This window comes from Aeribacillus sp. FSL W8-0870 (assembly GCF_037963755.1).
Lineage (GTDB): Bacteria > Bacillota > Bacilli > Bacillales > Aeribacillaceae > Aeribacillus > Aeribacillus composti.
The window spans coordinates 3,221,763-3,244,124 of the sequence record NZ_CP150165.1; the positions used below are offsets into that span (position 1 = coordinate 3,221,763).

The 22,362-nt window shown below is 38.7% G+C and carries 17 protein-coding genes and 1 tRNA gene; 11 read left to right on the forward strand and 7 right to left on the reverse strand.

Annotated elements, in window-relative coordinates; genetic code table 11:
• The first annotated feature begins 37 nt into the window (after positions 1 to 37).
• Positions 38 to 703: a phenylalanine--tRNA ligase beta subunit-related protein gene (locus tag NSU02_RS15630; RefSeq protein WP_339193263.1), complete on the forward strand. Its 666-nt coding sequence runs from the start codon at positions 38 to 40 to the stop codon at positions 701 to 703.
• A 113-nt stretch (positions 704 to 816) separates the two neighbouring features.
• On the opposite strand, the gene NSU02_RS15635 is transcribed toward NSU02_RS15630, so the two are convergent.
• The 3 genes from NSU02_RS15635 to NSU02_RS15645 form a co-directional block, all read right to left on the reverse strand.
• Positions 817 to 890: transfer RNA gene (locus NSU02_RS15635), tRNA-Gly, on the reverse strand.
• Positions 891 to 2,785: 1,895 nt separating this feature from the next.
• Positions 2,786 to 3,949 carry a tryptophan synthase subunit beta gene (trpB, locus tag NSU02_RS15640; RefSeq protein WP_063387240.1) on the reverse strand — a complete coding sequence of 388 codons (1,164 nt, stop codon included), beginning with the start codon at positions 3,947 to 3,949 and terminating at the stop codon, positions 2,786 to 2,788.
• An 84-nt stretch (positions 3,950 to 4,033) separates the two neighbouring features.
• Positions 4,034 to 4,426: a VOC family protein gene (locus NSU02_RS15645; protein ID WP_339193264.1), complete on the reverse strand. Its 393-nt coding sequence runs from the start codon at positions 4,424 to 4,426 to the stop codon at positions 4,034 to 4,036.
• A 418-nt stretch (positions 4,427 to 4,844) separates the two neighbouring features.
• Here NSU02_RS15645 and NSU02_RS15650 point away from each other — a divergent pair, with 418 nt between their 5' ends.
• The 4 genes from NSU02_RS15650 to ssuE all read left to right on the forward strand — a co-directional run bounded on the left by NSU02_RS15650 (position 4,845) and on the right by ssuE (position 8,233).
• Positions 4,845 to 6,047, forward strand: a complete 1,203-nt coding sequence (locus NSU02_RS15650) for a transposase (RefSeq protein WP_339192838.1) — start codon at positions 4,845 to 4,847, stop codon at positions 6,045 to 6,047.
• 220 nt (positions 6,048 to 6,267) lie between these two features.
• Positions 6,268 to 6,576, forward strand: a complete 309-nt coding sequence (locus NSU02_RS15655) for a hypothetical protein (protein WP_339193265.1) — start codon at positions 6,268 to 6,270, stop codon at positions 6,574 to 6,576.
• A gap of 76 nt (positions 6,577 to 6,652) precedes the next feature.
• On the forward strand, positions 6,653 to 7,414 hold the full coding sequence (locus NSU02_RS15660; protein WP_063387237.1) for a class I SAM-dependent methyltransferase: 762 nt from the start codon (positions 6,653 to 6,655) through the stop codon (positions 7,412 to 7,414).
• Between the two features lie 279 nt (positions 7,415 to 7,693).
• Positions 7,694 to 8,233 (forward strand): NADPH-dependent FMN reductase, encoded by a 540-nt coding sequence (gene ssuE / locus NSU02_RS15665; RefSeq protein WP_117016930.1) that lies wholly within the window; start codon positions 7,694 to 7,696, stop codon positions 8,231 to 8,233.
• Between the two features lie 163 nt (positions 8,234 to 8,396).
• Here ssuE and NSU02_RS15670 read toward each other — a convergent pair whose 3' ends face one another.
• The 3 genes from NSU02_RS15670 to NSU02_RS15680 form a co-directional block, all read right to left on the reverse strand.
• Positions 8,397 to 9,161, reverse strand: coding sequence for a DeoR/GlpR family DNA-binding transcription regulator (locus NSU02_RS15670; protein WP_066250948.1), 765 nt, complete (start codon positions 9,159 to 9,161; stop codon positions 8,397 to 8,399).
• 90 nt (positions 9,162 to 9,251) lie between these two features.
• Positions 9,252 to 10,490 carry an MFS transporter gene (locus NSU02_RS15675; RefSeq protein ID WP_144597047.1) on the reverse strand — a complete coding sequence of 413 codons (1,239 nt, stop codon included), beginning with the start codon at positions 10,488 to 10,490 and terminating at the stop codon, positions 9,252 to 9,254.
• 19 nt (positions 10,491 to 10,509) lie between these two features.
• Positions 10,510 to 11,598, reverse strand: coding sequence for an alcohol dehydrogenase catalytic domain-containing protein (locus tag NSU02_RS15680; protein WP_339193266.1), 1,089 nt, complete (start codon positions 11,596 to 11,598; stop codon positions 10,510 to 10,512).
• A gap of 207 nt (positions 11,599 to 11,805) precedes the next feature.
• Between NSU02_RS15680 and NSU02_RS15685 the strand changes: the two genes are divergently transcribed.
• From NSU02_RS15685 to NSU02_RS15710, 6 genes are all read left to right on the forward strand, one after another.
• Positions 11,806 to 13,455 carry a ribulokinase gene (locus NSU02_RS15685; protein ID WP_339193267.1) on the forward strand — a complete coding sequence of 550 codons (1,650 nt, stop codon included), beginning with the start codon at positions 11,806 to 11,808 and terminating at the stop codon, positions 13,453 to 13,455.
• Positions 13,456 to 13,752: 297 nt separating this feature from the next.
• Positions 13,753 to 14,772, forward strand: a complete 1,020-nt coding sequence (gene adhP / locus NSU02_RS15690) for an alcohol dehydrogenase AdhP (RefSeq protein WP_063387231.1) — start codon at positions 13,753 to 13,755, stop codon at positions 14,770 to 14,772.
• A gap of 2 nt (positions 14,773 to 14,774) precedes the next feature.
• Positions 14,775 to 16,262 carry an aldehyde dehydrogenase family protein gene (locus NSU02_RS15695; protein WP_063387230.1) on the forward strand — a complete coding sequence of 496 codons (1,488 nt, stop codon included), beginning with the start codon at positions 14,775 to 14,777 and terminating at the stop codon, positions 16,260 to 16,262.
• Between the two features lie 259 nt (positions 16,263 to 16,521).
• On the forward strand, positions 16,522 to 17,670 hold the full coding sequence (locus NSU02_RS15700; RefSeq protein ID WP_339193268.1) for an iron-containing alcohol dehydrogenase: 1,149 nt from the start codon (positions 16,522 to 16,524) through the stop codon (positions 17,668 to 17,670).
• 2 nt (positions 17,671 to 17,672) lie between these two features.
• On the forward strand, positions 17,673 to 19,322 hold the full coding sequence (locus NSU02_RS15705; protein ID WP_063387228.1) for an ATP-binding protein: 1,650 nt from the start codon (positions 17,673 to 17,675) through the stop codon (positions 19,320 to 19,322).
• An 18-nt stretch (positions 19,323 to 19,340) separates the two neighbouring features.
• On the forward strand, positions 19,341 to 20,783 hold the full coding sequence (locus NSU02_RS15710; protein ID WP_144597043.1) for a sigma-54 dependent transcriptional regulator: 1,443 nt from the start codon (positions 19,341 to 19,343) through the stop codon (positions 20,781 to 20,783).
• A 161-nt stretch (positions 20,784 to 20,944) separates the two neighbouring features.
• Here NSU02_RS15710 and NSU02_RS15715 read toward each other — a convergent pair whose 3' ends face one another.
• Positions 20,945 to 22,147, reverse strand: a complete 1,203-nt coding sequence (locus NSU02_RS15715; protein ID WP_339192838.1) for a transposase — start codon at positions 22,145 to 22,147, stop codon at positions 20,945 to 20,947.
• Positions 22,148 to 22,362 lie beyond the last annotated feature (215 nt).

Sequence of the window (22,362 nt, forward strand, 5' to 3'; positions counted from 1 at the left end):
TGTTAAGATAAAATGGCTGAAAATAGGAGGGAAATCAATGGAATTTTTTATTGCTGAAGAGGTCAAACAACGAATTCCTCACTTTAAAATAGGCTTAATTGAGTATGATCATATTCAAGTATCCGAATCCCCCCAAATGTTAAAAGGGAGACTTCGTTTCTTTCAAGAATCTATTTTTTTCGATCTAGAAAATAAAAATGCAGTTGAATTAGACGGCATTCGAGAATGGCGGGAAGTCTTTAAGCGTGTTGGCACTGATCCTAATCGATACCGCCCATCCAATGAGGCTCTTTTTCGCCGCGTTCAAAAACAGCAATACTTACAGTCTATCCATTCAGCAGTTGACTTAAATAATTTTTTCTCTTTGAAATATGAAATTCCGTTAGGCATCTACGACCGAAACAAAATAAAAGGACCTATTACGTTAAAAATCGGTAAAAATGGCGATTCATATGATGCCATCAACGGCCGCCAAGTGAATTTGGAAAATAAACTAGTAACCTGTGATGCAAACGGACCTTTCGGAAGCCCCTATGTTGATTCTAAGCGAACAGCAGTACAGCTTTCGACAACAAGCGCTTTACATATCGTTTATTTAAAGCCATCGATGCGGACAGAAGAAGCAAAAAAATTACTTGGAGCGATGGCAAACATGTTTGTTCAAATTCACGGTGGAGATGCTCGCCAACAAATTTTCGCTTAAGCCTCTCCCTTTTCTTTCTTTTAATGGCATAGCATACAAAATTTCTATAATGAAAAAACGCAATGCTTCGTTTGCTTATAAAAACGAAACACTGCGTTGATGAATGATATGTATGGAGCGGGTGATGGGAATCGAACCCACGACATCAGCTTGGAAGGCTGAGGTTTTACCACTAAACTACACCCGCATATATTATTCGATTTTCTATTAAAACGAAAAACACGCATTTGCCATGCCTCTTCCTCTTCCAGCTTATTCGAAGAAGTAAATGCGTCGAGGCAACTCGATGCTTATTCATCGAGGCATCGCTCGTGGCTGAGGTTTTACCACTAAACTACACCCGCATATATTATTCGATTTTCTTTTAAAACGAAAAACACGCATTTGCCATGCCTCTTCCTCTTCCAGCTTATTCGAAGAAGTAAATGCGTCGAGGCAACTCGATGCTTATTCATTGAAGCATCGCTCGTGGCTGAGGTTTTACCACTAAACTACACCCGCATACATTATTTCTTTTCTATCAAGACGAAAAACACGCATTTGCCATGCCTCTTCCTCTTCCAGCTTATTCGAAGAAGTAAATGCGTCGAGGCAACTCGATGCTTATTCATTGAAGCATCGCTCGTGGCTGAGGTTTTACCACTAAACTACACCCGCATACATTATTTCTTTTCTATCAAGACGAAAAACACGCACTTGCCATGCCTCTTCCTCTTCCAGCTTATTCGAAGAAGGAGATGCGTCGAGGCAACTCGATGCTTATTCATCGAAGCATCGCTCGTGGTAGCCGTAATGCAATGACGGGTTTTATTATAGCAAAGCGAAAATGACGGTGCAACGGAAAAATGTAAAAAAAACGACATTTTTTTATGTTTTTGTCGAAATTGTGAACAAAATAGATACCAAGCTGTCCATTTAACACCCTATACCACTGAAAAAAGCATTAAATCAACAAGTTTTTCTTATTTCGTTCATATATTTACAAAGCTGGTGGTAAATGTCCGGCGTTTAAATGTAAACTCCGAAAACATGGCAAGCTTAGATAACAGTTAGATTGACCCCCTCAGTCATTCCTTCGCAAACTAAATTTATCAACCAACATAAAATACTAAGAGCTGAGAAGATTCCTATAAAATCAGAGTAAAGTTAAGACCAAATGATAACTATACCTCAAAAGCTACACCATTTTGATTCATTGAAAAAATGTGATGAACGCACTTATCCCATATCTTTTAACTTTCTATAGCACTTTCGTGACTACAGCTCCCATACCTTGCCCATTTCAGAGCTGTCAAGAATTTTTTCAAAGATAAATATACACTTATCCGGTGGATCAAAAATCTGCCTTTTTTATATTACTATAAACAACTTGCTCTTCTAAAAATTCAGCTGATGAATCGTTAAATCGAGTAGGAGGGAGCGATTAACTCCCGTCCTCTCACACCACCGTACGTACGGTTCCGTATACGGCGGTTCAATTAAGATAATTGACGCAAGTCTTTATAACTTCCGTGAATAGCTGTTCTCTTTATGCCAGTGGTCACTCCACCCTCCAAGAGATCTCCCACGGGATTCACCGCTTCCTCCCTCAAGTGAGGTACTACGTTTTCTGTGTTCATCATGACTCACTGAATGCCAAGGGCTATTCTCTCTTAATTGTTCGGTCCTTCTTAGTTGTTCTAGACCAACTAATACTATGACCTCTGCTGACTTCTGACTGTTCAGCTATCTATCACTAGATAGGTTACCAAGGTTACTTGGCGTGCCAGCCAGACCTCCCCGGGTAAGAGTGTAATCTTTCCTTCCATCCATCTGCTTCATTTACTCTGTATCACCTTCGGCAGAAAGGGCTTTGTTTTGTCTTGCAAACTCACCCAGTGATACCTAGCCTCATATGAAGTTCGTGTTCCTCAGACCGGAAGTTTGCCGCTCGCTTCCTTCAGATTCCGCGTCACCACGGACACCCTTGCGTTAAGCTAACTGCTACTTCTGCCTTCGCAGCTCGGGACTTTCACCCTATAGATTACACCCATGCCGGGCGCACAAGTAAAAAATCGACGTTCAAAAACGCCGATTTTTACCTTATTTTTTCAACATTTCAAACACTTGCTCGACATCCTTATCCCCCCTGCCGGAGAGATTAACGATCACAATATCCTCCTTGCTTAGTTGCGGGGCAAGTTTCATCGCATATGCTACAGCATGTGAACTTTCAAGAGCAGGGATGATTCCTTCTAGCTTAGATAATTGCTGAAAAGCTTCCAAAGCCTCTTTTCCAGACACCGTAACATATTCTGCCCGTCCGGTTTCCTTCAAATAGCTGTGCTCTGGACCAATTCCAGGATAATCAAGCCCTGCTGCAATAGAGTAAGTCGGCATTGGATCATTATTTTCGTCAAGCAAAGTTAAGCATTTAAATCCGTGAATAACAGCTGGAACACCTTTCGTAAGCGTTGGTGCCTCTTCCGGCTCCACTCCTATTAATCTTACGTTTGGTTCGTCCAGATAATGCGCAAAAGCTCCGATTGCATTGCTTCCTCCTCCTGCACAAGCAATCACTGCTGTTGGAAGCTTCCCTTCTTTTTCAAGAATCTGCTTTTTCGACTCTTCACTAATAACCGATTGAAAATGCTTGACAATTGTTGGATACGGATGCGGGCCGACAGCAGATCCAAGCAAGTAAAACGTGTTTTGGTAATTTTCCACATAATCAGCTAAAGCTGCATCCACCGCATCCTTCAAACGTCCTTGTCCTTTTTCAACCGGTACTACCTTTGCACCAAGCAGCTCCATCCGAAACACATTTAATGCCTGCCGCTCTGTATCGAGCTTGCCCATATAGATGGTGCATTCCATTCCAAACATCGCACACGCGGTTGCTGTTGCAACACCGTGCTGTCCAGCACCCGTTTCTGCAATGATTCTAGTAGCCCCCATCCGTTTGGCAAGCAAGATCTGTCCAATTGCATTATTGATTTTATGTGCTCCGGTATGATTTAAATCTTCACGTTTTAAATAAACTTTCGCGCCCCCGAGCGCTTCTGTGAAATTTTTCGCATATGTCAGCGGATTTTCTCTACCAACATATTCTCTTAAATAATATGCCAATTCTTCATTAAACGTTGAATCGTTTTTAAATTTTTCGAAATTCTCTTCCAGTATGTCCAATGCTCTTTGCAAATCCTTTGGAACAAAGCTTCCTCCAAATTGGCCAAAATAACCCTTCTCAACTGTTTGCTGACTCATCTTACTCATCTCCTCTAAGCTTTTATTCAATTATAGCAAAACATGTTCAAATCAAACACTTATTTTTAGAATTTCTGCCGCTTATTATTTTGCATAGTTTAGCTCCCAAACTACACCGAATTTATCGATTACCACACCATATTTTGAATTCCAAAAAGTATCTTGCAATTCCATTTTGACCTGTCCGTCTTTCGCTAATGTTGTAAAAATTGAATTTATTTCATCTTCTGACTCCAAATCCAATGTCAGCCATATATTGTTCCCCTTCGTCACCGATGAGAAAACATCGGCAAAATAAAGTACACATGATTCGTTAATATGCAGCTCGGCATGAATATACTTTCCTTCGTGATCTTTAAACATTTCTTTTCCATCGGATGTCTCTACATTTTTAAGTTCTCCTCCAAATACTTGCTGATAATATTGCAACGCTTCCTTACAGTTATGCAAATAAATATGAGGGATTATTTTTTTCATCTTTGTTTACCCGCCTTTGCCAGATTGTAGGGATAAACATTCTTCTCGACCATTTTACCATAAGGGAATGACACCTTGTTTTTAAGAAGAGGAGTGCCTCCTGTTTCTGTTTAATGATTCAACATCGCATTTTCCTAGGGTCAAGCTACAATCTTTTTTGAAATAGAGCATTACTAGAAACAATTGAAATATTCTAAAATATAAAATGGAGTTAAAAAGCGCAGCGTGATGCAGGTTACCTGCTCCGAAATTGCTCTTCAAATTGGTAAACAAGAAACATCTTGTTATATTGAGCATTTTGCATATTTTTTGACCCAAGAGCCATAAGGATTTCAAAGACATAAAAAAGGACTTCACCCCTAAAATGTAGAATTTTTGAAGTGACGAAACCACAAAAATTCAAAAGGAGGAAGTCACTTTGTATATTCTACAAGAAAGCCTATTTTCCTTTGAAGAACTGCAAAAATTAGAGTCAAAAGAGAAATTACCTATCTTTTTTAGCTCGCTTGATTTACGCCCTTATGCTAAACAGTTGAGAAGTTCTTCACCCCGAGGGGCTGACGGTCATTCCAGAGAAGGGATTCTAAGGGCTCTCATCGCTGCCCCACTCGAAGGCATCGACACCTTTACCGCCCTTCATCATCGATTGGATAAAGACCTTCGTTTCCGTTATCAATGCGGTTTATCGATTGATCGCCCCGCACCGTCTATCTCCACTCTCAGCCGGGTTTTTGCGGCACTTACCAAAAAAAAGCTGGCTGAAAAGATCTTCCTTGACTTGGTACAGTTAGCTCAGGAGGAAGGAATAATTGACGGCAGCCACCAGGCCATCGACAGTGCCGCCATTGATGCCTATGAAAAGAAACAGCCCAAAAAGCGTAGTGAACAAACGGGTAATGCCAATTGGGGCGCAAAATATGATTCCTTCGGCAATAAAATTACCTGGTTTGGCTATAAGATGCATCTTTCAGTCGATACCGCAAGCGAACTGCCAATAGCCATAAAAGTAACCCCTGCCCATGTGAACGATGGAGAAGTCGCACCAGAATTAATAGAGCAAGTGGCAGAGCGTACCAAATCCAAAATTGAATTTCTGATCATGGATGGCGGATATGACCAACTAAAAAACTATGAATCAGCCAAAAACATTGGAGCGCAAGCCATTATCCCGCTCAATTTGCGCAACGAAAAAGAGCCTCCTGAAGGGATTTCTTCCAATGGAACTCCGCGTTGTTCCATGGGTTATGAAATGACTTATTGGGGAGCTGATAAGGACCAGCTCAAGTTCAGATGTCCTCACGCAACCGGCAAAGTGGATTGCCCATTAGGAATGGCAGCCTGTTCATCTTCCAACTATGGAATGGTGGTAAAAGTCGACATCAAAAAGGATGTGCGCCGATATTCCAATCCGCACCGTGATACAAAACGTTGGAAAGAGCTTTACAACGAGAGGACAAGTGTAGAACGCTGTAATTCAAGAATGAAAAGCTACCTTACGGCGAACTCCCTACATGTATGGGGAATTGAAAAAGTAAAGACCCATATTTACCTGAACGCTATTGTATTACTTGTTTCAGCGCTAGCGATGGCAAAGGAAAATAAAGGGAAGAAAGCCGCTTAAAAAAATTCAATGTGAAAAATTCTGTAGGTATGCCCGAAAACAAGATTATTGTAATATTTTGTAAAATAACATGCTGGTAGCTATTTGCCGAGTGCTTTATTTTTTATACTTTTATCCAAAAAATCTAATTTTGCAAAATGCTCATATTGTGTAATCTTTCTTAACGAGATACTTAGCAAAAAATTCAAATTATGTAAAAATCAATTTGGAGGACACACTCATGAAGAAGGATGACTACTTTCATTCGAAAAATTACACCGGGAATCATTTACATGTAGACAACTTTAAAGATGAATTTTCCCCTTTCATCGAAGGAATTGCCTGGGAAAGAACTGATGGCACAATGGATTTATTTTTTGATGATTTAAAAGAGGAAGAATTTCAACAATTATTTGTAAATAAAGAGCATTATTATGATAAATTTAAAGGTGGATTTATAGAAAATGTTCAAACAAATGAGGAAGCGTATGAAAAATTTCGTCAATGGGTGGATGAAGTACTGGAACCGTTTAGAAATGGCCAAAAATAAGCGAATGTTCCATTGAAATGCATTTTGCAAAATTCCCCCATATTTTTACTACAAATGAAAGAAGGGATCCTATCACATGAAAAAAGACAGTTGGAATGCAGCTTTGTATGATGCAAAACATTCATTTGTTTCCAAATTTGGAGAGCATTTGCTTGATCTGTTGGAGCCAAAAAAAGGTGAACGTATTCTTGACCTCGGCTGCGGTACGGGAGATTTAGCCTGGAAGCTTTACGAATTAGGAGTTGACGTCGTCGGAATTGATAAATCAGAAAATATGATTAATCAGGCTAAAGCAAAATACCCCGGTTTAAGCTTTGAGGTGAAGGATGTTCTAAATCTTGGATACCGCAACGAGTTTGATGCCGTTTTCTCCAATGCAGTTCTTCACTGGATCAAGCCGCCAAAACAGGCGTTAATCAATATATACCAGGCCTTAAAGGAGAACGGCCGTTTTGTAGCGGAATTCGGCGGCAAAGGCAATGTCAAAATAATTACCGATGCCATCCGAAATGAATTGAATAAATTGGGCATGGAGGAATTAGCAGACCAATTTCCTTGGTATTTCCCAAGCATTGGTGAATATTCATCGTTGATGGAAGAAGTGGGGTTCCGTGTCGTGTTCGCCCAGCATTTTGACCGTCCAACGCCATTACATGGGGAGAATGGGGTAAAAAATTGGATAGAAATGTTCGCTGGCAGCCTGTTTAACAGTTTGACAAACGAAACAAAAAATCTTATCTTCACAAACGTGGAAAACAACTTGAAAAACGTCATATATAAAAATGGCATCTGGTTTGCCGATTATAAGCGAATTCGCGTCATCGGGATTAAAGAATAACACGTAAAGAGGCGTCTCATATCTTCGCGAATTGTTGAATCTAAAAGAAAGTGAACAATATGTAATTTTCTCAAAAAAATTTTGGAAAAAGCTAAATCTCCAAGAGCTTAAAGTTGCTTCTTATTTTCTCTTGATTTATGCTCAAATTAAAGGCTATTAGAATAACAGCTAAGAGCCTCCATATATTGACAGAATATAAAAATGATGATAGCATAAAGCGAACTATTTCAATAAGATTTATATGTTTTTTTAGAATCGTAGAAAGGAGCATAGTAGTACATGAGTAAAGTTGTAATTATCAATGGAAGTCCGTTTCCATCATCAAGATTAAATGGATTAATCCAATATGCTGAACAGCAATTGCAGCAAAAAGGAATTGAGATTGATTACATTCAAGTAGCACAGCTGCCTGCGGAAGATTTAATCAAAGCAAAATTTGACAGCGAGGCGATTCTGAACGCCAACCAAAAAGTGGAACAAGCTGACGGAATTATCATCGCAAGCCCAGTGTATAAAGCAGCTTATACAGGCGTATTGAAAACATACCTTGACCTACTTCCGCAAAAAGGGCTTTTGGGTAAAACAATACTTCCGTTGTTTATTGGTGGCACATTGGCTCACCTTCTATCTATAGATTATGCGCTAAAACCAGTGTTATCCACAATGGGAGGCAGATATATTCTAGGAGGCGTTTATGCCGTTGATGCCTGGGTAACCAGAGAAGAAAATGAACAATACAGCTTGTCAGAAGAGCTAGTGCAAAGATTGGACGCAGCAGTAGAGGAATTTGCGAATGCTTTAAATGGACAAAAAGCATGATCAGCTCCTAATCGAAACTCAGAGGTTTTTTTGTTCGTTCTTGATTTCGCAAAATTGCCGCTAGTAAATTAAAAGCAGACTGCCCGTACGGTGCAATCTGCTTTTTTCATTATTATTGTTAATGAAAAATGAAAGCATTTTGAGTAAAATATTGAATTTTCCTTTATACAAGATGAAGATTAACGCCACTATTTTCCCATTTTTTGATTTCAATCTCACTTAATTCAGAGCCTATAATTACCGCATCAATTTGATTTGGACTGGCAACAGTATGCAAAGCAATCCTTCCTACTTTCGTATGATCCGTTACAACATAGACGCTCTTCGCAGCTTTTATCATAGAACGCTTCGTTGCAGCAATCTGTTCATCAAAATGAGTAAGGCCAAATTTGTGATGAAGGGCTGGCGTTCCGATGAATGCTTTGTCCACATGGAGATTGCCTAACACTTCATCAGCAATGAGTCCATTTAACATATAGCTTTCCGGATATAGCGTACCACCTGTTACAATAACTTTAATCCCATTTGAAAAACGCAACTTTGCCGCAACATTTATATCGTTTGTAATCACTGTTATGTTTTTTCTATCTAATATCGCTTCAGCAATATGAACGGTCGTTGTTCCTGAGTCTAGTATAATATTTTCGCCATCTTGTATAAACTGTGCAGCACGCATGCCAATTCTTCGTTTTTCCTCGAACTGAACGGTTTCCCGATCCTGAAAAGACGGCTCCGATTTTACTTTATCTTCCTCAATGACAACGCCGCCATGGGTCCTTCTCAATTTTCCCTCTGATTCTAATAGCGACAAATCTCTTCGAATCGTTGCCTCATGGACATGAAAATATACAGCCAATTCAGCCACAGTAGCAAATTTCTTTTCCTTTACGTATTCTACTATTTTTTTTTGCCTTTCAAGAGCTAACATAGTCGAACTTCCTAACAATTTAAATTTTTCTATTCTTATATTATTCTCTTTTCTTTAGGAATTCAATCGACTATGTTTTTTCAGATCTTGTTATTTCGTTTCTTCAGGCAATGTAATAAATTTGGTTAATATAGCGCTTACAAAATAAAGTATTGCCAGCACCCAAATAACTCCTGCATTTCCTATTGAACCAATTAACAGGCCAACGATAGCAGGACCAACAAAAACAGGCAAACCAGCGCCTAAATTTAGAACAGACATTGCAGCTCCTTTGTCCTCTTTCACCAACGAAGGTACTAAAGCAGACAACGGAACATATCCCGCTAACAATCCGCCCCATAAAATGGCTACTAAGCCAACGATCCAAATATTACCATTAAACCACTCTGGAAAATAATATATAGCTAAAGTAGTAACTCCGCAGCCAATACCGCCAAAATACATGATGGTATTGCGCCAGCCAATTTTATCCCCTATATATCCAAAAAATAGATTAAATAAAATATTGCTTGTAAAAATTGTCCCCCAAATAGCCAACCATGTAGATGTTGGAATTCCGTGTCCAGCAAGATAAGTAGGCAAAAAAACAGGAAATGCAAACTGCGCAGTAGTATTAATGACACGAACAATGCCGCCTAATAATACTTTCGGCTCTTCCTTGACAATTGTGACACCTTTTATTAGCTCATATAATTTTTCTTTTGCAGAACTTCCTTGATTTGGTTCTAATTTGTCTTTATTAACTATTAATGCGATTATCGCCCCTAATACGACCCAAAAGATTGATGACCACAACGTAGTATAGTGCCCAAATAATTTGATTGCAACTACGGAATAATAAGCCCCTAAAACATTTAAACCTCCTGTAAATACAAACCAAAACCAGCCGACAGCTGTTCCGAGACGCTCCTGATCGGCACGGTAAGCAATCCATACTAGGAAAGAGTATGCAAACAGCGGGTATCCCAAGCCCCTTAATGCATAAAACGGAACCATCCACCAAATATTCAAATTCGGCAGCCCACAACTCAAAAATCCAATTGTTCCCAGTATATAAAATAACACCCCTAGCCACATCGTTCTTTTTGTACCAAGCGCTTCAACTAATACTCCGGACAGCCACGAAGAAACAGCGACTGTCACCCCATAAGCCGAAAACAATAGGCTAGTTTGCTGAACTGTAAATCCTTGATCAATTAACCAAGGACTTAGCCAGCCAATTTCCAGTCCATCTCCCATCATGAAAATTAAAATCCCTAAATAACCCCATGCAATCGAAGAAGGTATACCTAATTTTTCAGTCCATTTCACTCCAGTTACTTGTGTCATTATTTTACACCCCTTTTATTTAGTTCCATGAAAAAGATAAATATGTTTTTTTCCACCCTTTATGTTCAGCAGCTTCATCCATTGCCTTTTTTAAATCTTCTGCGTTTCGGATTGCTATGCTTTTTTCCGGTATCAACTTAGAGAGAGTTTTCTGATAATCTTCATTTAGAAATGCTTGCATCAAAGTTTTAAAATCTTCACTTGAACTTCTGGAACTTCCGTAAAGCTGCAACCCTTTTTCTAATACATCTCTTGTATTAATTGGTACACGCTGCTCTGTCACCCCCATTAAAATCAATTTGCCTTCAGGCTCCAATAAATCAATCGCTTGGTTGATAGCGCTTTCGCTAAACTTGCCACCTGTGCATTCAATTGCAACTGTCACCCCTTTAGCTTCTAAAAAAGGAAAATCGTTAACTAAGTGTACAGTGGCAAAATCAAACTGATTCAGTTTTTCTTCCACTGCTCCAAACACTAATAGCTGGCTTTTAGGAATATGAAAATAATGATATAGCATTGCGGCTGTTAAATATCCTACTGGTCCATCGCCGAACACAGCAATTTTCCCTTTATGAAAATCTTCTTCTTTCAAATGATTCAGTGCATGCAGTGAAACTGAGCATAACTCTGCTAATACAGCAATCTCATCTTTCAGCTTTTCTGGAATTGGTACAACATTTTCGCTTGGCAATACTAAAAACTCCTGACCAATGCCATCATATCCGCTTCCTAAAAACACTCCAGTTTTACAATAGTTATCTGCGACATTTCTCCTGCAGGATTCACAACAATCTTCTTTTTTCTTTTGTTCTAATCTGTAACCAGGGATGCTTGGCACAATTGCAACCTTTTGTCCAACTTGTATAAACTCATCTTTTGAAATGACTACTTCTCCAATCCCTTCATGAAATAATGCCATCGGAAGCTTTTGGTTAAGAGCTTCTTTTCTTCTTTTGCCGGTATAGTATCTTAAGTCTGCATGACAAATACTGGCTAAAATAGGCTGGACGACAACTTCACCTTCCTTTACTTTATGTTCAATAACTGTTTCTTTAAATTTTCCAGGCTCTATTAACCTATAAGCCTTTGAATGAATCACATCTGTCATCCTTAATCCCCCATGTTCATTTATGTTCTTTCTTGCTTGTTTTTGATTGTTTATAATGAATATAATCCGATATTGTTTAAATTGTCAATATAAATGAACAAAAATATGTTTATTTTTGCTCGATTATATTAATTTTTTGCTTGTAAATTTTATTTTATTAGTTTAATATAATCAGTACAATGAAAGCATTTTCATGGAGTGGTTGGTATGGAAAAATATACTATTGGAATTGATTTCGGTACTGAATCTGGGAGAGTTTTAATAGTAAACATTGACGATGGGTCTATTAAAGGACAATGTGTCATTCCATATGCGCATGGAGTGATTACAGAGATGCTTCCGACGAACGATGGGACGAGATTACCCAGGGATTATGCTCTTCAGCATCCGGGCGACTATTTAGAAGTCATTATGAAAGGAATTCCTCATGCTATAAAAGATGCAAATATCAGCTCTTCACAAATTATTGGTATTGGCATTGATTTCACCTCATCTACTATGGTCGCAGTAGATGAAAAAGGAAAACCATTATGTTTTCACAAGGAATTTCAAAACAATCCCCATGCGTGGGTAAAATTATGGAAGCATCATGGACCGAAAAAAGAAACAGAAGAAATGTTCAAATTAGCTTCTTCACATAAAGAAAGCTGGCTAAAAAATTACGGCTACAACATTTCAACAGAATGGTTTATCCCAAAATGCTATGAAGTTTTTTGCAAAGATCGTGAAGTGTATGAAAAAGCTAGCTTATTTTTGGAAGCAGGAGATTGGATTGTTTCACAGTTAACAGGGAAAGTTGTCAGAAGCAATTGCTCGTTAGGCTTCAAAGCTTTTTGGAATGAAAACAGTGGTTTTCCCGTGCAATTTTTCGAAAAGCTCCATCCTGAATTTAAAAACATTGTTTCTTCAAAGTTAAAAGGTAAAATTGGATATATTGGTGAAAAAGCTGGGGTCCTCACTGATGAAATGTCAAGTCTTTTAGGATTGCCGAAAAATCTGCCTGTCGCCGTTGCCATTATCGATGCTCATTCCGCAGTATTAGGAGTCGGTTCATCCAAACCGCATCAATTGACAATGGTAATGGGGACGTCCACTTGCCATATTATGCTGAGCAAAAAAGAAATTCATATACCGGGTATTTCGGGAGTAGTAAAAAATTCTATTATCCCAAGATTATTTGCATACGAAGCCGGACAATCCGCTGTAGGCGATTTATTTGGCTGGTTTGCAAAACAAGTTCCGGAATCATTGATGAAAGAAGCGAAAGAACAAGGAATTTCAGTATTTGATTTACTGGAAAAAAAGGCATCTCACCTAGAGCCTGGTCAATCTGGTCTCATTGCATTAGATTGGCATAATGGAAACCGATCTATACTTTCAGATGCAGATCTTTCAGGAATGATTGTAGGACTGACCCTCGCTTCCAAACCTGAGGATATCTATAGAGCATATATGGAAGCTACAGCATTTGGCGCAAAAATCATTATTTCAAATTATGAACAAGCAGGATTAAAAATTAATGAAATATTTGCTTGCGGTGGTTTGCCCCAAAAAAATGATTTACTCATGCAAATATATGCAGACGTTTTAAATAAAGAGATTATTGTTTCAGCCAGCGATTATACCCCTGCAGTTGGCGCTGCCATTCTTGGCTCTGTTGCAGCTGGCAAGGAAAATGGAGGATATGATAGCGTAGAAGAGGCTGTTGAAAAGATGAAACAGCCAATTTTGAAAACTTACAAACCAATTCTCAGCCATGTAGAAAAATATAAAAAATTATTTCAAATATATCAGCAATTACACAATTATTTCGGAATTACGAAAAAAAGTTGGATGAAGGATTTAAAATCTCTTTAATCCGAACATGTCGCCCCAAAAAATATCTGCATGGAAGCATATCGTCAGTGCCGAAAGCAATATGATCATTCATGCTTGAGCAAAAACTGAACACTATATTTTTAGCAGGTTTCTCATTGGAACAACCTGCTTTTTCTTTTCACGCAACAATTCTGCCAATATTTTGTTCAAGTCTGCCAAAAATTCGGCAAAAATCTATTTTGTATTTTTCTAATATTCCGCAAATTAAGCGCTTTCAATTTTGGTACGGTTCTTGCATGATATAAAGTCGAAAAAAAATGAAAGGGGTTGTTTTGAGTGAAAGCAGCAGTAGTTAACGAATTTAAAAAAGCACTTGAAATTAAAGAGGTGGAAAGACCAAAACTAGAGGAAGGTGAAGTTTTAGTTAAGATCGAAGCATGCGGTGTGTGCCATACGGATTTACATGCAGCCCATGGTGACTGGCCGGTTAAACCGAAATTGCCGTTAATTCCGGGGCATGAAGGAGTCGGAATTGTTGTAGAAGTCGCAAAGGGAGTTAAATCAATAAAAGTGGGAGATCGCGTCGGCATCCCATGGTTATATTCTGCATGTGGTGAATGTGAATATTGTTTAACTGGTCAAGAAACACTTTGCCCGCATCAATTGAATGGCGGATATTCCGTTGATGGCGGATATGCGGAATACTGTAAAGCTCCCGCAGATTATGTGGCGAAAATTCCTGATAACTTAGATCCAGTTGAAGTAGCGCCAATTTTATGTGCAGGCGTAACGACATATAAAGCGTTGAAAGTATCAGGTGCTCGGCCAGGTGAATGGGTGGCCATTTACGGTATTGGAGGACTTGGTCATATTGCATTACAATACGCCAAAGCGATGGGACTTAATGTGGTAGCTGTTGATATCAGTGATGAAAAATCAAAATTAGCCAAAGATTTAGGTGCAGATATTGCAATCAACGGTTTAAAAGAAGATCCTGTCAAAGCGATACATGATCAAGTAGGCGGTGTTCATGCTGCTATTAGTGTAGCGGTGAATAAAAAAGCATTTGAACAGGCCTATCAGTCAGTGAAACGGGGAGGCACATTAGTTGTTGTCGGTCTGCCAAATGCTGATCTGCCTATTCCGATCTTCGATACAGTATTAAACGGCGTTTCCGTTAAAGGTTCCATCGTCGGTACAAGAAAGGACATGCAGGAAGCATTAGATTTTGCTGCTCGCGGAAAAGTCCGTCCAATTGTTGAAACCGCTGAATTAGAAGAAATAAATGAAGTATTTGAAAGAATGGAAAAAGGAAAAATCAACGGTCGTATCGTACTAAAATTGAAGGAGGATTGATGATGAGCTCAATTGCAGCCCCTAAATTAAAAGAAAAAGTTGAAAAGTTTTTATCCGGCAAGAAAAAAATGTATATAAACGGCAGCTTTGTTGAAAGCGCTTCAGGAAAAACATTTGACACTCCTAACCCTGCAACGGGAGAAAGATTGGCAACAGTTTATGAAGGAGATGCTGAAGATATCGACCGCGCTGTGAAGGCAGCCAGAGAAGCGTTTGACCGAGGACCGTGGTCAAGAATGAGCGCAGCAGAAAGAAGCAGGCTCATGTATAAACTGGCGGATTTAATGGAGGAAAATAAAGAAGAACTGGCTCAGCTAGAAACATTGGATAATGGGAAACCGATTCGTGAAACAATCAATGCCGACGTACCGTTGGCAATTGAACACATGCGTTATTATGCTGGATGGTCTACGAAAATTGTCGGACAAACAATTCCAGTCAATGGACCGTATTTTAACTATACACGTCATGAACCAGTTGGCGTCGTAGGACAAATTATTCCTTGGAACTTTCCATTGCTCATGGCAATGTGGAAGCTTGGCGCCGCGCTTGCAACCGGTTGTACAGTTGTATTAAAGCCAGCTGAACAAACACCTCTTTCTGCTTTATATTTAGCTGAACTTATTGAAGAAGCCGGTTTTCCTGCTGGTGTTGTCAATATTGTTCCCGGATTTGGTGAAACAGCAGGTGATGCATTAGTCAAACATCCACAAGTTGATAAAATTGCCTTCACTGGTTCAACTGAAGTCGGAAAATTAATTATGGCAAACGCTTCGAAATCTCTTAAACGCGTTACGTTAGAACTAGGCGGTAAATCACCGAACATCATTTTGCCTGATGCTGATTTTTCAAAAGCAATTCCGGGTGCTTTAAATGGCGTCATGTTCAACCAAGGACAAGTTTGTTGTGCAGGCAGCCGCGTCTTCATTCAGAAGAAACAGTATGACAATGTTGTGGCTGATATGGTATCCCATGCAAAATCTATTAAACAAGGATTTGGACTAAAAGCAGATACAGAAATGGGACCGCTTGTTTCTTCCGAGCAGCAAAACCGAGTCCTTGGATATATTGAAAAAGGGCTGGAAGAAGGTGCTGAACTTTTAACAGGAGGACAAAAACCTTCCGAACAAGGGTATTTTGTAGAGCCGACTATTTTTGCCAACGTTGAAGATTCTATGACCATTTCAAAAGAAGAAATATTCGGACCGGTAATCGCCGCTTTGCCATATGAAGATATAGACGAGTTGATTGAACGTGCAAATGATACAAATTATGGATTAGCAGCAGGGGTTTGGACGCGCGATGTTACAAAAGCTCATTACATTGCTAACAAGCTCCGTGCTGGAACAGTTTGGGTAAACTGTTACAACGTCTTTGACGCTGCAAGTCCGTTCGGCGGATATAAAGAATCCGGCATAGGAAGAGAAATGGGATCCTATGCATTAGACAACTATACAGAAGTGAAAAGCGTTTGGATTGCCCAGAATTAAACAAAATAGGGGAGTGCTCAATAAGCCCCTAAATAATTCAAGTAGAGAAAAACAAATCGTTTTTCTCTACTTGATTTCGTATTTTTGTCTGAAAGTAGCTGGCGGATGCCGGCTACTTTCAGTATGTTGTGGTAAGCAATGAATTGTTGCTTGCCACTTACATATTTTGTTTACCTTTTACATATTAAAAGGATTTTTTTATTTTTATATGGAATTATGTATTTATGGAAAAACTGTCAATGTTAAAGGGGGGGACATAATGAACATTCATAAATTTGTCATGCCGGAGATAATATTTGGAAACGGTTCCATTTCTGAAGTCGGCAACTGCTGTTTACGTTTGGGCGCATCCAATGTGCTCATCGTCAGTGATCGCGGTATTTCGGAGGCCGGCTGGCTGGATGTAGTCATTAATAGCTGCGTGAAAGCCGGTTTAAAATACGAGACATTCATTGACATTACGGTTAATCCAAAGGATACAGAAGTGGATAAAGGGCGAAATATATATCTTAAATATGGATGCGATTCGGTGATCGGGATTGGCGGAGGCAGCGCTATTGATGCAGCCAAAGCTATTGCTCTGTTAGCGACAAATGGCGGAGTCATTCATGATTATGAAGGCGTCGACAAAATTAAGCATCCCCTCCCGCCTCAAATCATGATTCCTACTACAGCCGGCTCGGGATCAGAGGTTTCACAATTTTCTATTATTTTAAATACAGAAAAACAGAAAAAGATGACCATCATTTCAAAATCATTAATACCAGATATTGCTATTATTGACCCTGAAACACTCGTGACAAAAAGTTCCCATTTAACTGCTTCAACAGGAATCGACGTTTTAACACATGGGATTGAATCGTATATTAGTTTGGCCGCAACACCGCTAACTGATGTTCATGCCAAAAATTCTATATCGCTTGTCGCTAAATATTTACGGCCTTCTGTCGCCTCTAAATTAAATAAAGAGGCGAAAACCAATATGGCAATGGCAAGTTTACAAGCTGGAATTGCCTTTTCCAATGCCATTTTAGGAGCTGTTCATGCCATGTCTCATGCAGTTGGTGGCAGATATCCTATTTTGCACGGCGATGTGAATTCTATTTTATTGCCTCATGTCATGGAATTTAATTATTTAGCAAATCCTCAAAAATTTGCAGATATTGCGTATCTCCTTGGATTAAATGATTGCGACATATCGAAAATGGAAGCAGCCAAAAAGGCGATTGACCTTGTGAAGGAATTAATTCAAGATGTTGGAGCTCCGCAAAGGCTTTCTGAAATTCATGTAAAAAAAGAAGAAATTCCTCAAATGAGCTTAACTGCTTTAAATGATGCATGTATGATCACAAATCCAAGGGATGTCACTGTCGAAATTATTGAAGAACTTTTCAGAAAGGCTTGGTAGAAATGTTGCTAAAAGATCGAGAAGAAATGATCAGCAAGCTGACTGGTGTCCAGTCTTCTAAAAAAAGCTACTATAATGAATTGAAAATCATGGTTGAAGAGCTCAAAAAGAAAAACATGCAGCTAGAGGTGATAAATGAGGTAAATAGAAGCTTCAATATCGATATGTCAATAGATGAAATGCTCAAAAATATATTTGAAAAGCTAAAAGTTTTTTTTCCGCTTGAACGAATCAGTTTATCTTTATATGAACATGATAAGCTGACGCTAACAAATGTATATCCTCCCAATTCTTTATATTTTCCTATTGGATTTGTTTTTCCAAAAAAAGATTCTTTATATTGGCAGGCAATTGAGTCGTCACAAAAAATTTTTTACCAAATGAATAATGATCTTCATTATTTCATTGAAAAAAAGGCGTATCAATCATTAGGTATTCAAAGCGCCTTAGTCATTCCCCTCGTAAGCAAAGAAGCGGCTATCGGTCTTTTAAGCATTGGAAGCAAAAAAATCAATCATTTCGATGAATCGGACCTTGCGTTTTTTCAGCAGCTATCCGATCAAATTGCCGTTTGCATCGAAAATGTCCGTCTTTATCATAAAGTCTTAACAGCCAAAAAAGAATGGGAAGAAACGTTTCGTGCGGTATCAGATATGATGTTTATTACCGATTTAGAAGGAAATATATTAAAATCGAATGATTCTGCAAAAGAATATTTTAAAACCGATCTTATCGGACAGAATATACACAAGTTATTAGAAATCGATAAAAAGGAAGCTACTCAGGAAAAATATCTCTCAGTCAAAGAAAATATTATTGATGAGTTTCATTTAAAAAATCACGTCTTTGAATTCCGCTCATTTCCGATCTTTAATAGGAGCCATGAGGTTTATTCATATATCATCTACATTATCGATATTACAGAAAAACGAAAGATGGAGGCTCAACTAATTCAGTCTGGAAAATTAGCGGCTATTGGAGAAATGGCAGCCGGAATCGCACATGAACTGAACAGCCCTTTAACAGCTATCCTTGGCAATTCTCAGCTTTTATTAAGATCATTCAAACAGGACGACCGCTCCTACAAACTTTTATCAGACATATATTTATGTGGAAAAAGGTGTAAATCCATTATCCAAAATTTACTTACTTTTTCGCGTCAAGATGAATATGTGTTCGAAGAATGCTCTATCAATGAAGCGGTGGAACAAGTATTAGGAATTTTTAGCGACCAGTTTAAACAACAAAATATCATCATTCAACAAGAACTGGCTGAGCATATAGATCATGTGAAAGGAAATATTCAGCAAATCGGACAGATCATTTTAAACTTATTAATTAATGCAAAGGATGCCTTGGAAGAAAAAAATATACCGAAGAAGATCATCAAGATTGAAACAAAAGAAATAATTGAAGACAACAAAAAATGGATCACACTGTCCATAACAGATAATGGAATCGGAATTCAAAACCAGCATTTGCAGGAAATATTTAATCCTTTTTTTACCACGAAAAGTCCCGGAAAAGGCACTGGACTAGGGTTGTCCGTTAGTTTAGGGATCGCTGAAACACACGGCGGTACAATTGTCGTGAACAGTAAATACGGAGAAGGCAGTGAATTTATTTTAAAGCTCCCAGTTAGACACGAATAGAAAGGGAGATGATTTGCAATGAAAAAGGTACTAGTAATAGACGACGAACGTGAAGTAGGAAACTTTTTTCGACATCTTTTAGAAGAAAAAGGATATGATGTAAAGGTAGGTTTGAATGCTGAAGATTTTTCCAACTTAATTTCGCTCCATTCCTTTGATTTAGCACTAATTGATGTAAAGCTGCCTGGTACAGATGGTCTTCATTTGCTTAAGCAATTAAAAGCAACTCATCCTTCCTGTAAAGCTGTCATTATGACAGGATACAGCACAGTGAAAACGGCTGTAGAGGCCATTAAGAATGGTGCAAATGATTATATTGAAAAACCGTTCGATGATATAAGCCAATTAGAGAAAACATTAGAAGATTTATTAAATAGCGAGAAATTTTCTTCACCAGCAAACACCGACAAACTGGCCGATACGATTGGATTTATTATCGGCAACAATAAAAAGATGAATGAATTAGTCAAGCTGGCGGAAAAAATTGCTAAGAAAAACATAAATGTATTAATTGAAGGAGAAACAGGAACAGGCAAAGAGGTGCTTGCCCATTTTATTCACAACATGAGCTTAAGATACGATCAACCATTTGTCCGAATAAATTGCGGAGCTGTTTCCGAAACGTTATTGGAGAGTGAATTATTCGGGCATGAAAAAGGTGCTTTTACTGGAGCCATTAAACAGAAAAAAGGAATATTTGAAATAGCCAATAACGGTACATTGTTTTTAGATGAAATTGGTGAAGCAAGCCAGGCCATTCAAGTACAGCTGCTAAGAGTACTAGAGACGGGGGAATATTTCAGAGTAGGCGGTGAATCAATCCGTAAAACGAATACACGGATCATTGCGGCCACGAATAAAAATTTGGCCGAGGCTGTCCAAGAAAAAACGTTTCGAGAAGATTTATTGTATCGTTTAGACGTAGTGAAATTAAGAATTCCCCCTCTGCGAAACAGAATAGAAGATCTCCCGCTGTTTTTGGATTATTTTCTAAAAAAGATAAATGCTTCACATCTAACATTCTCTGATGAAAGCATTGAACTAATGAAAAACTATAACTGGCCTGGAAATGTAAGAGAGCTATTTAACATTGTCAAAAGAGCCGCAACATTGGCAGATGGAGAGACAGACATAATTACGCCAAAATATTTACCCGACAAATTAAAAACCAGCTTCAGCTTCCAACTAACAAAATTTCCAAAAGCTAGCACAGTTCATGATGATTTAGAAGCTTATTTATCGAATTGGACGAAACATATTTTATCGTTATGGAAGCAGCAAGATGACATCGACCTTGAACAAGTATTGGATTCCATTAAAGAATTAGAAAAACAAATTGGCCGATCATTTGTCCTCAAATCACTTAAAAAACATACAGGAGATCGAAAAAAAACAGCAGAAGCACTAAACATTACAACTCGGCAGCTACGATATTTGCTTAATGAAAAAGGGAAAATTTAAATTAAGCACTTCTTAAATGAGCATTTTGCAAAATTAGATTTTTTGGATAAAAGTATAAAAAATAAAGCACTCGGCAAATAGCTACCAGCATGTTATTTTACAAAATATTACAATAATCTTGTTTTCGGGCATACCTACAGAATTTTTCACATTGAATTTTTTTAAGCGGCTTTCTTCCCTTTATTTTCCTTTGCCATCGCTAGCGCTGAAACAAGTAATACAATAGCGTTCAGGTAAATATGGGTCTTTACTTTTTCAATTCCCCATACATGTAGGGAGTTCGCCGTAAGGTAGCTTTTCATTCTTGAATTACAGCGTTCTACACTTGTCCTCTCGTTGTAAAGCTCTTTCCAACGTTTTGTATCACGGTGCGGATTGGAATATCGGCGCACATCCTTTTTGATGTCGACTTTTACCACCATTCCATAGTTGGAAGATGAACAGGCTGCCATTCCTAATGGGCAATCCACTTTGCCGGTTGCGTGAGGACATCTGAACTTGAGCTGGTCCTTATCAGCTCCCCAATAAGTCATTTCATAACCCATGGAACAACGCGGAGTTCCATTGGAAGAAATCCCTTCAGGAGGCTCTTTTTCGTTGCGCAAATTGAGCGGGATAATGGCTTGCGCTCCAATGTTTTTGGCTGATTCATAGTTTTTTAGTTGGTCATATCCGCCATCCATGATCAGAAATTCAATTTTGGATTTGGTACGCTCTGCCACTTGCTCTATTAATTCTGGTGCGACTTCTCCATCGTTCACATGGGCAGGGGTTACTTTTATGGCTATTGGCAGTTCGCTTGCGGTATCGACTGAAAGATGCATCTTATAGCCAAACCAGGTAATTTTATTGCCGAAGGAATCATATTTTGCGCCCCAATTGGCATTACCCGTTTGTTCACTACGCTTTTTGGGCTGTTTCTTTTCATAGGCATCAATGGCGGCACTGTCGATGGCCTGGTGGCTGCCGTCAATTATTCCTTCCTCCTGAGCTAACTGTACCAAGTCAAGGAAGATCTTTTCAGCCAGCTTTTTTTTGGTAAGTGCCGCAAAAACCCGGCTGAGAGTGGAGATAGACGGTGCGGGGCGATCAATCGATAAACCGCATTGATAACGGAAACGAAGGTCTTTATCCAATCGATGATGAAGGGCGGTAAAGGTGTCGATGCCTTCGAGTGGGGCAGCGATGAGAGCCCTTAGAATCCCTTCTCTGGAATGACCGTCAGCCCCTCGGGGTGAAGAACTTCTCAACTGTTTAGCATAAGGGCGTAAATCAAGCGAGCTAAAAAAGATAGGTAATTTCTCTTTTGACTCTAATTTTTGCAGTTCTTCAAAGGAAAATAGGCTTTCTTGTAGAATATACAAAGTGACTTCCTCCCTTTTGAATTTTTGTGGTTTCGTCACTTCAAAAATTCTACATTTTAGGGGTGAAGTCCTTTTTTATGTCTTTGAAATCCTTATGGCTCTTGGGTCAAAAAATATGCAAAATGCTCAAATAAATAAAAATTATTGTGAATGAGAATTAAATGCTGCCCGTAAGCTAAAACAAGCGGATCATGAAAGATCCGCTTGTTTTATTA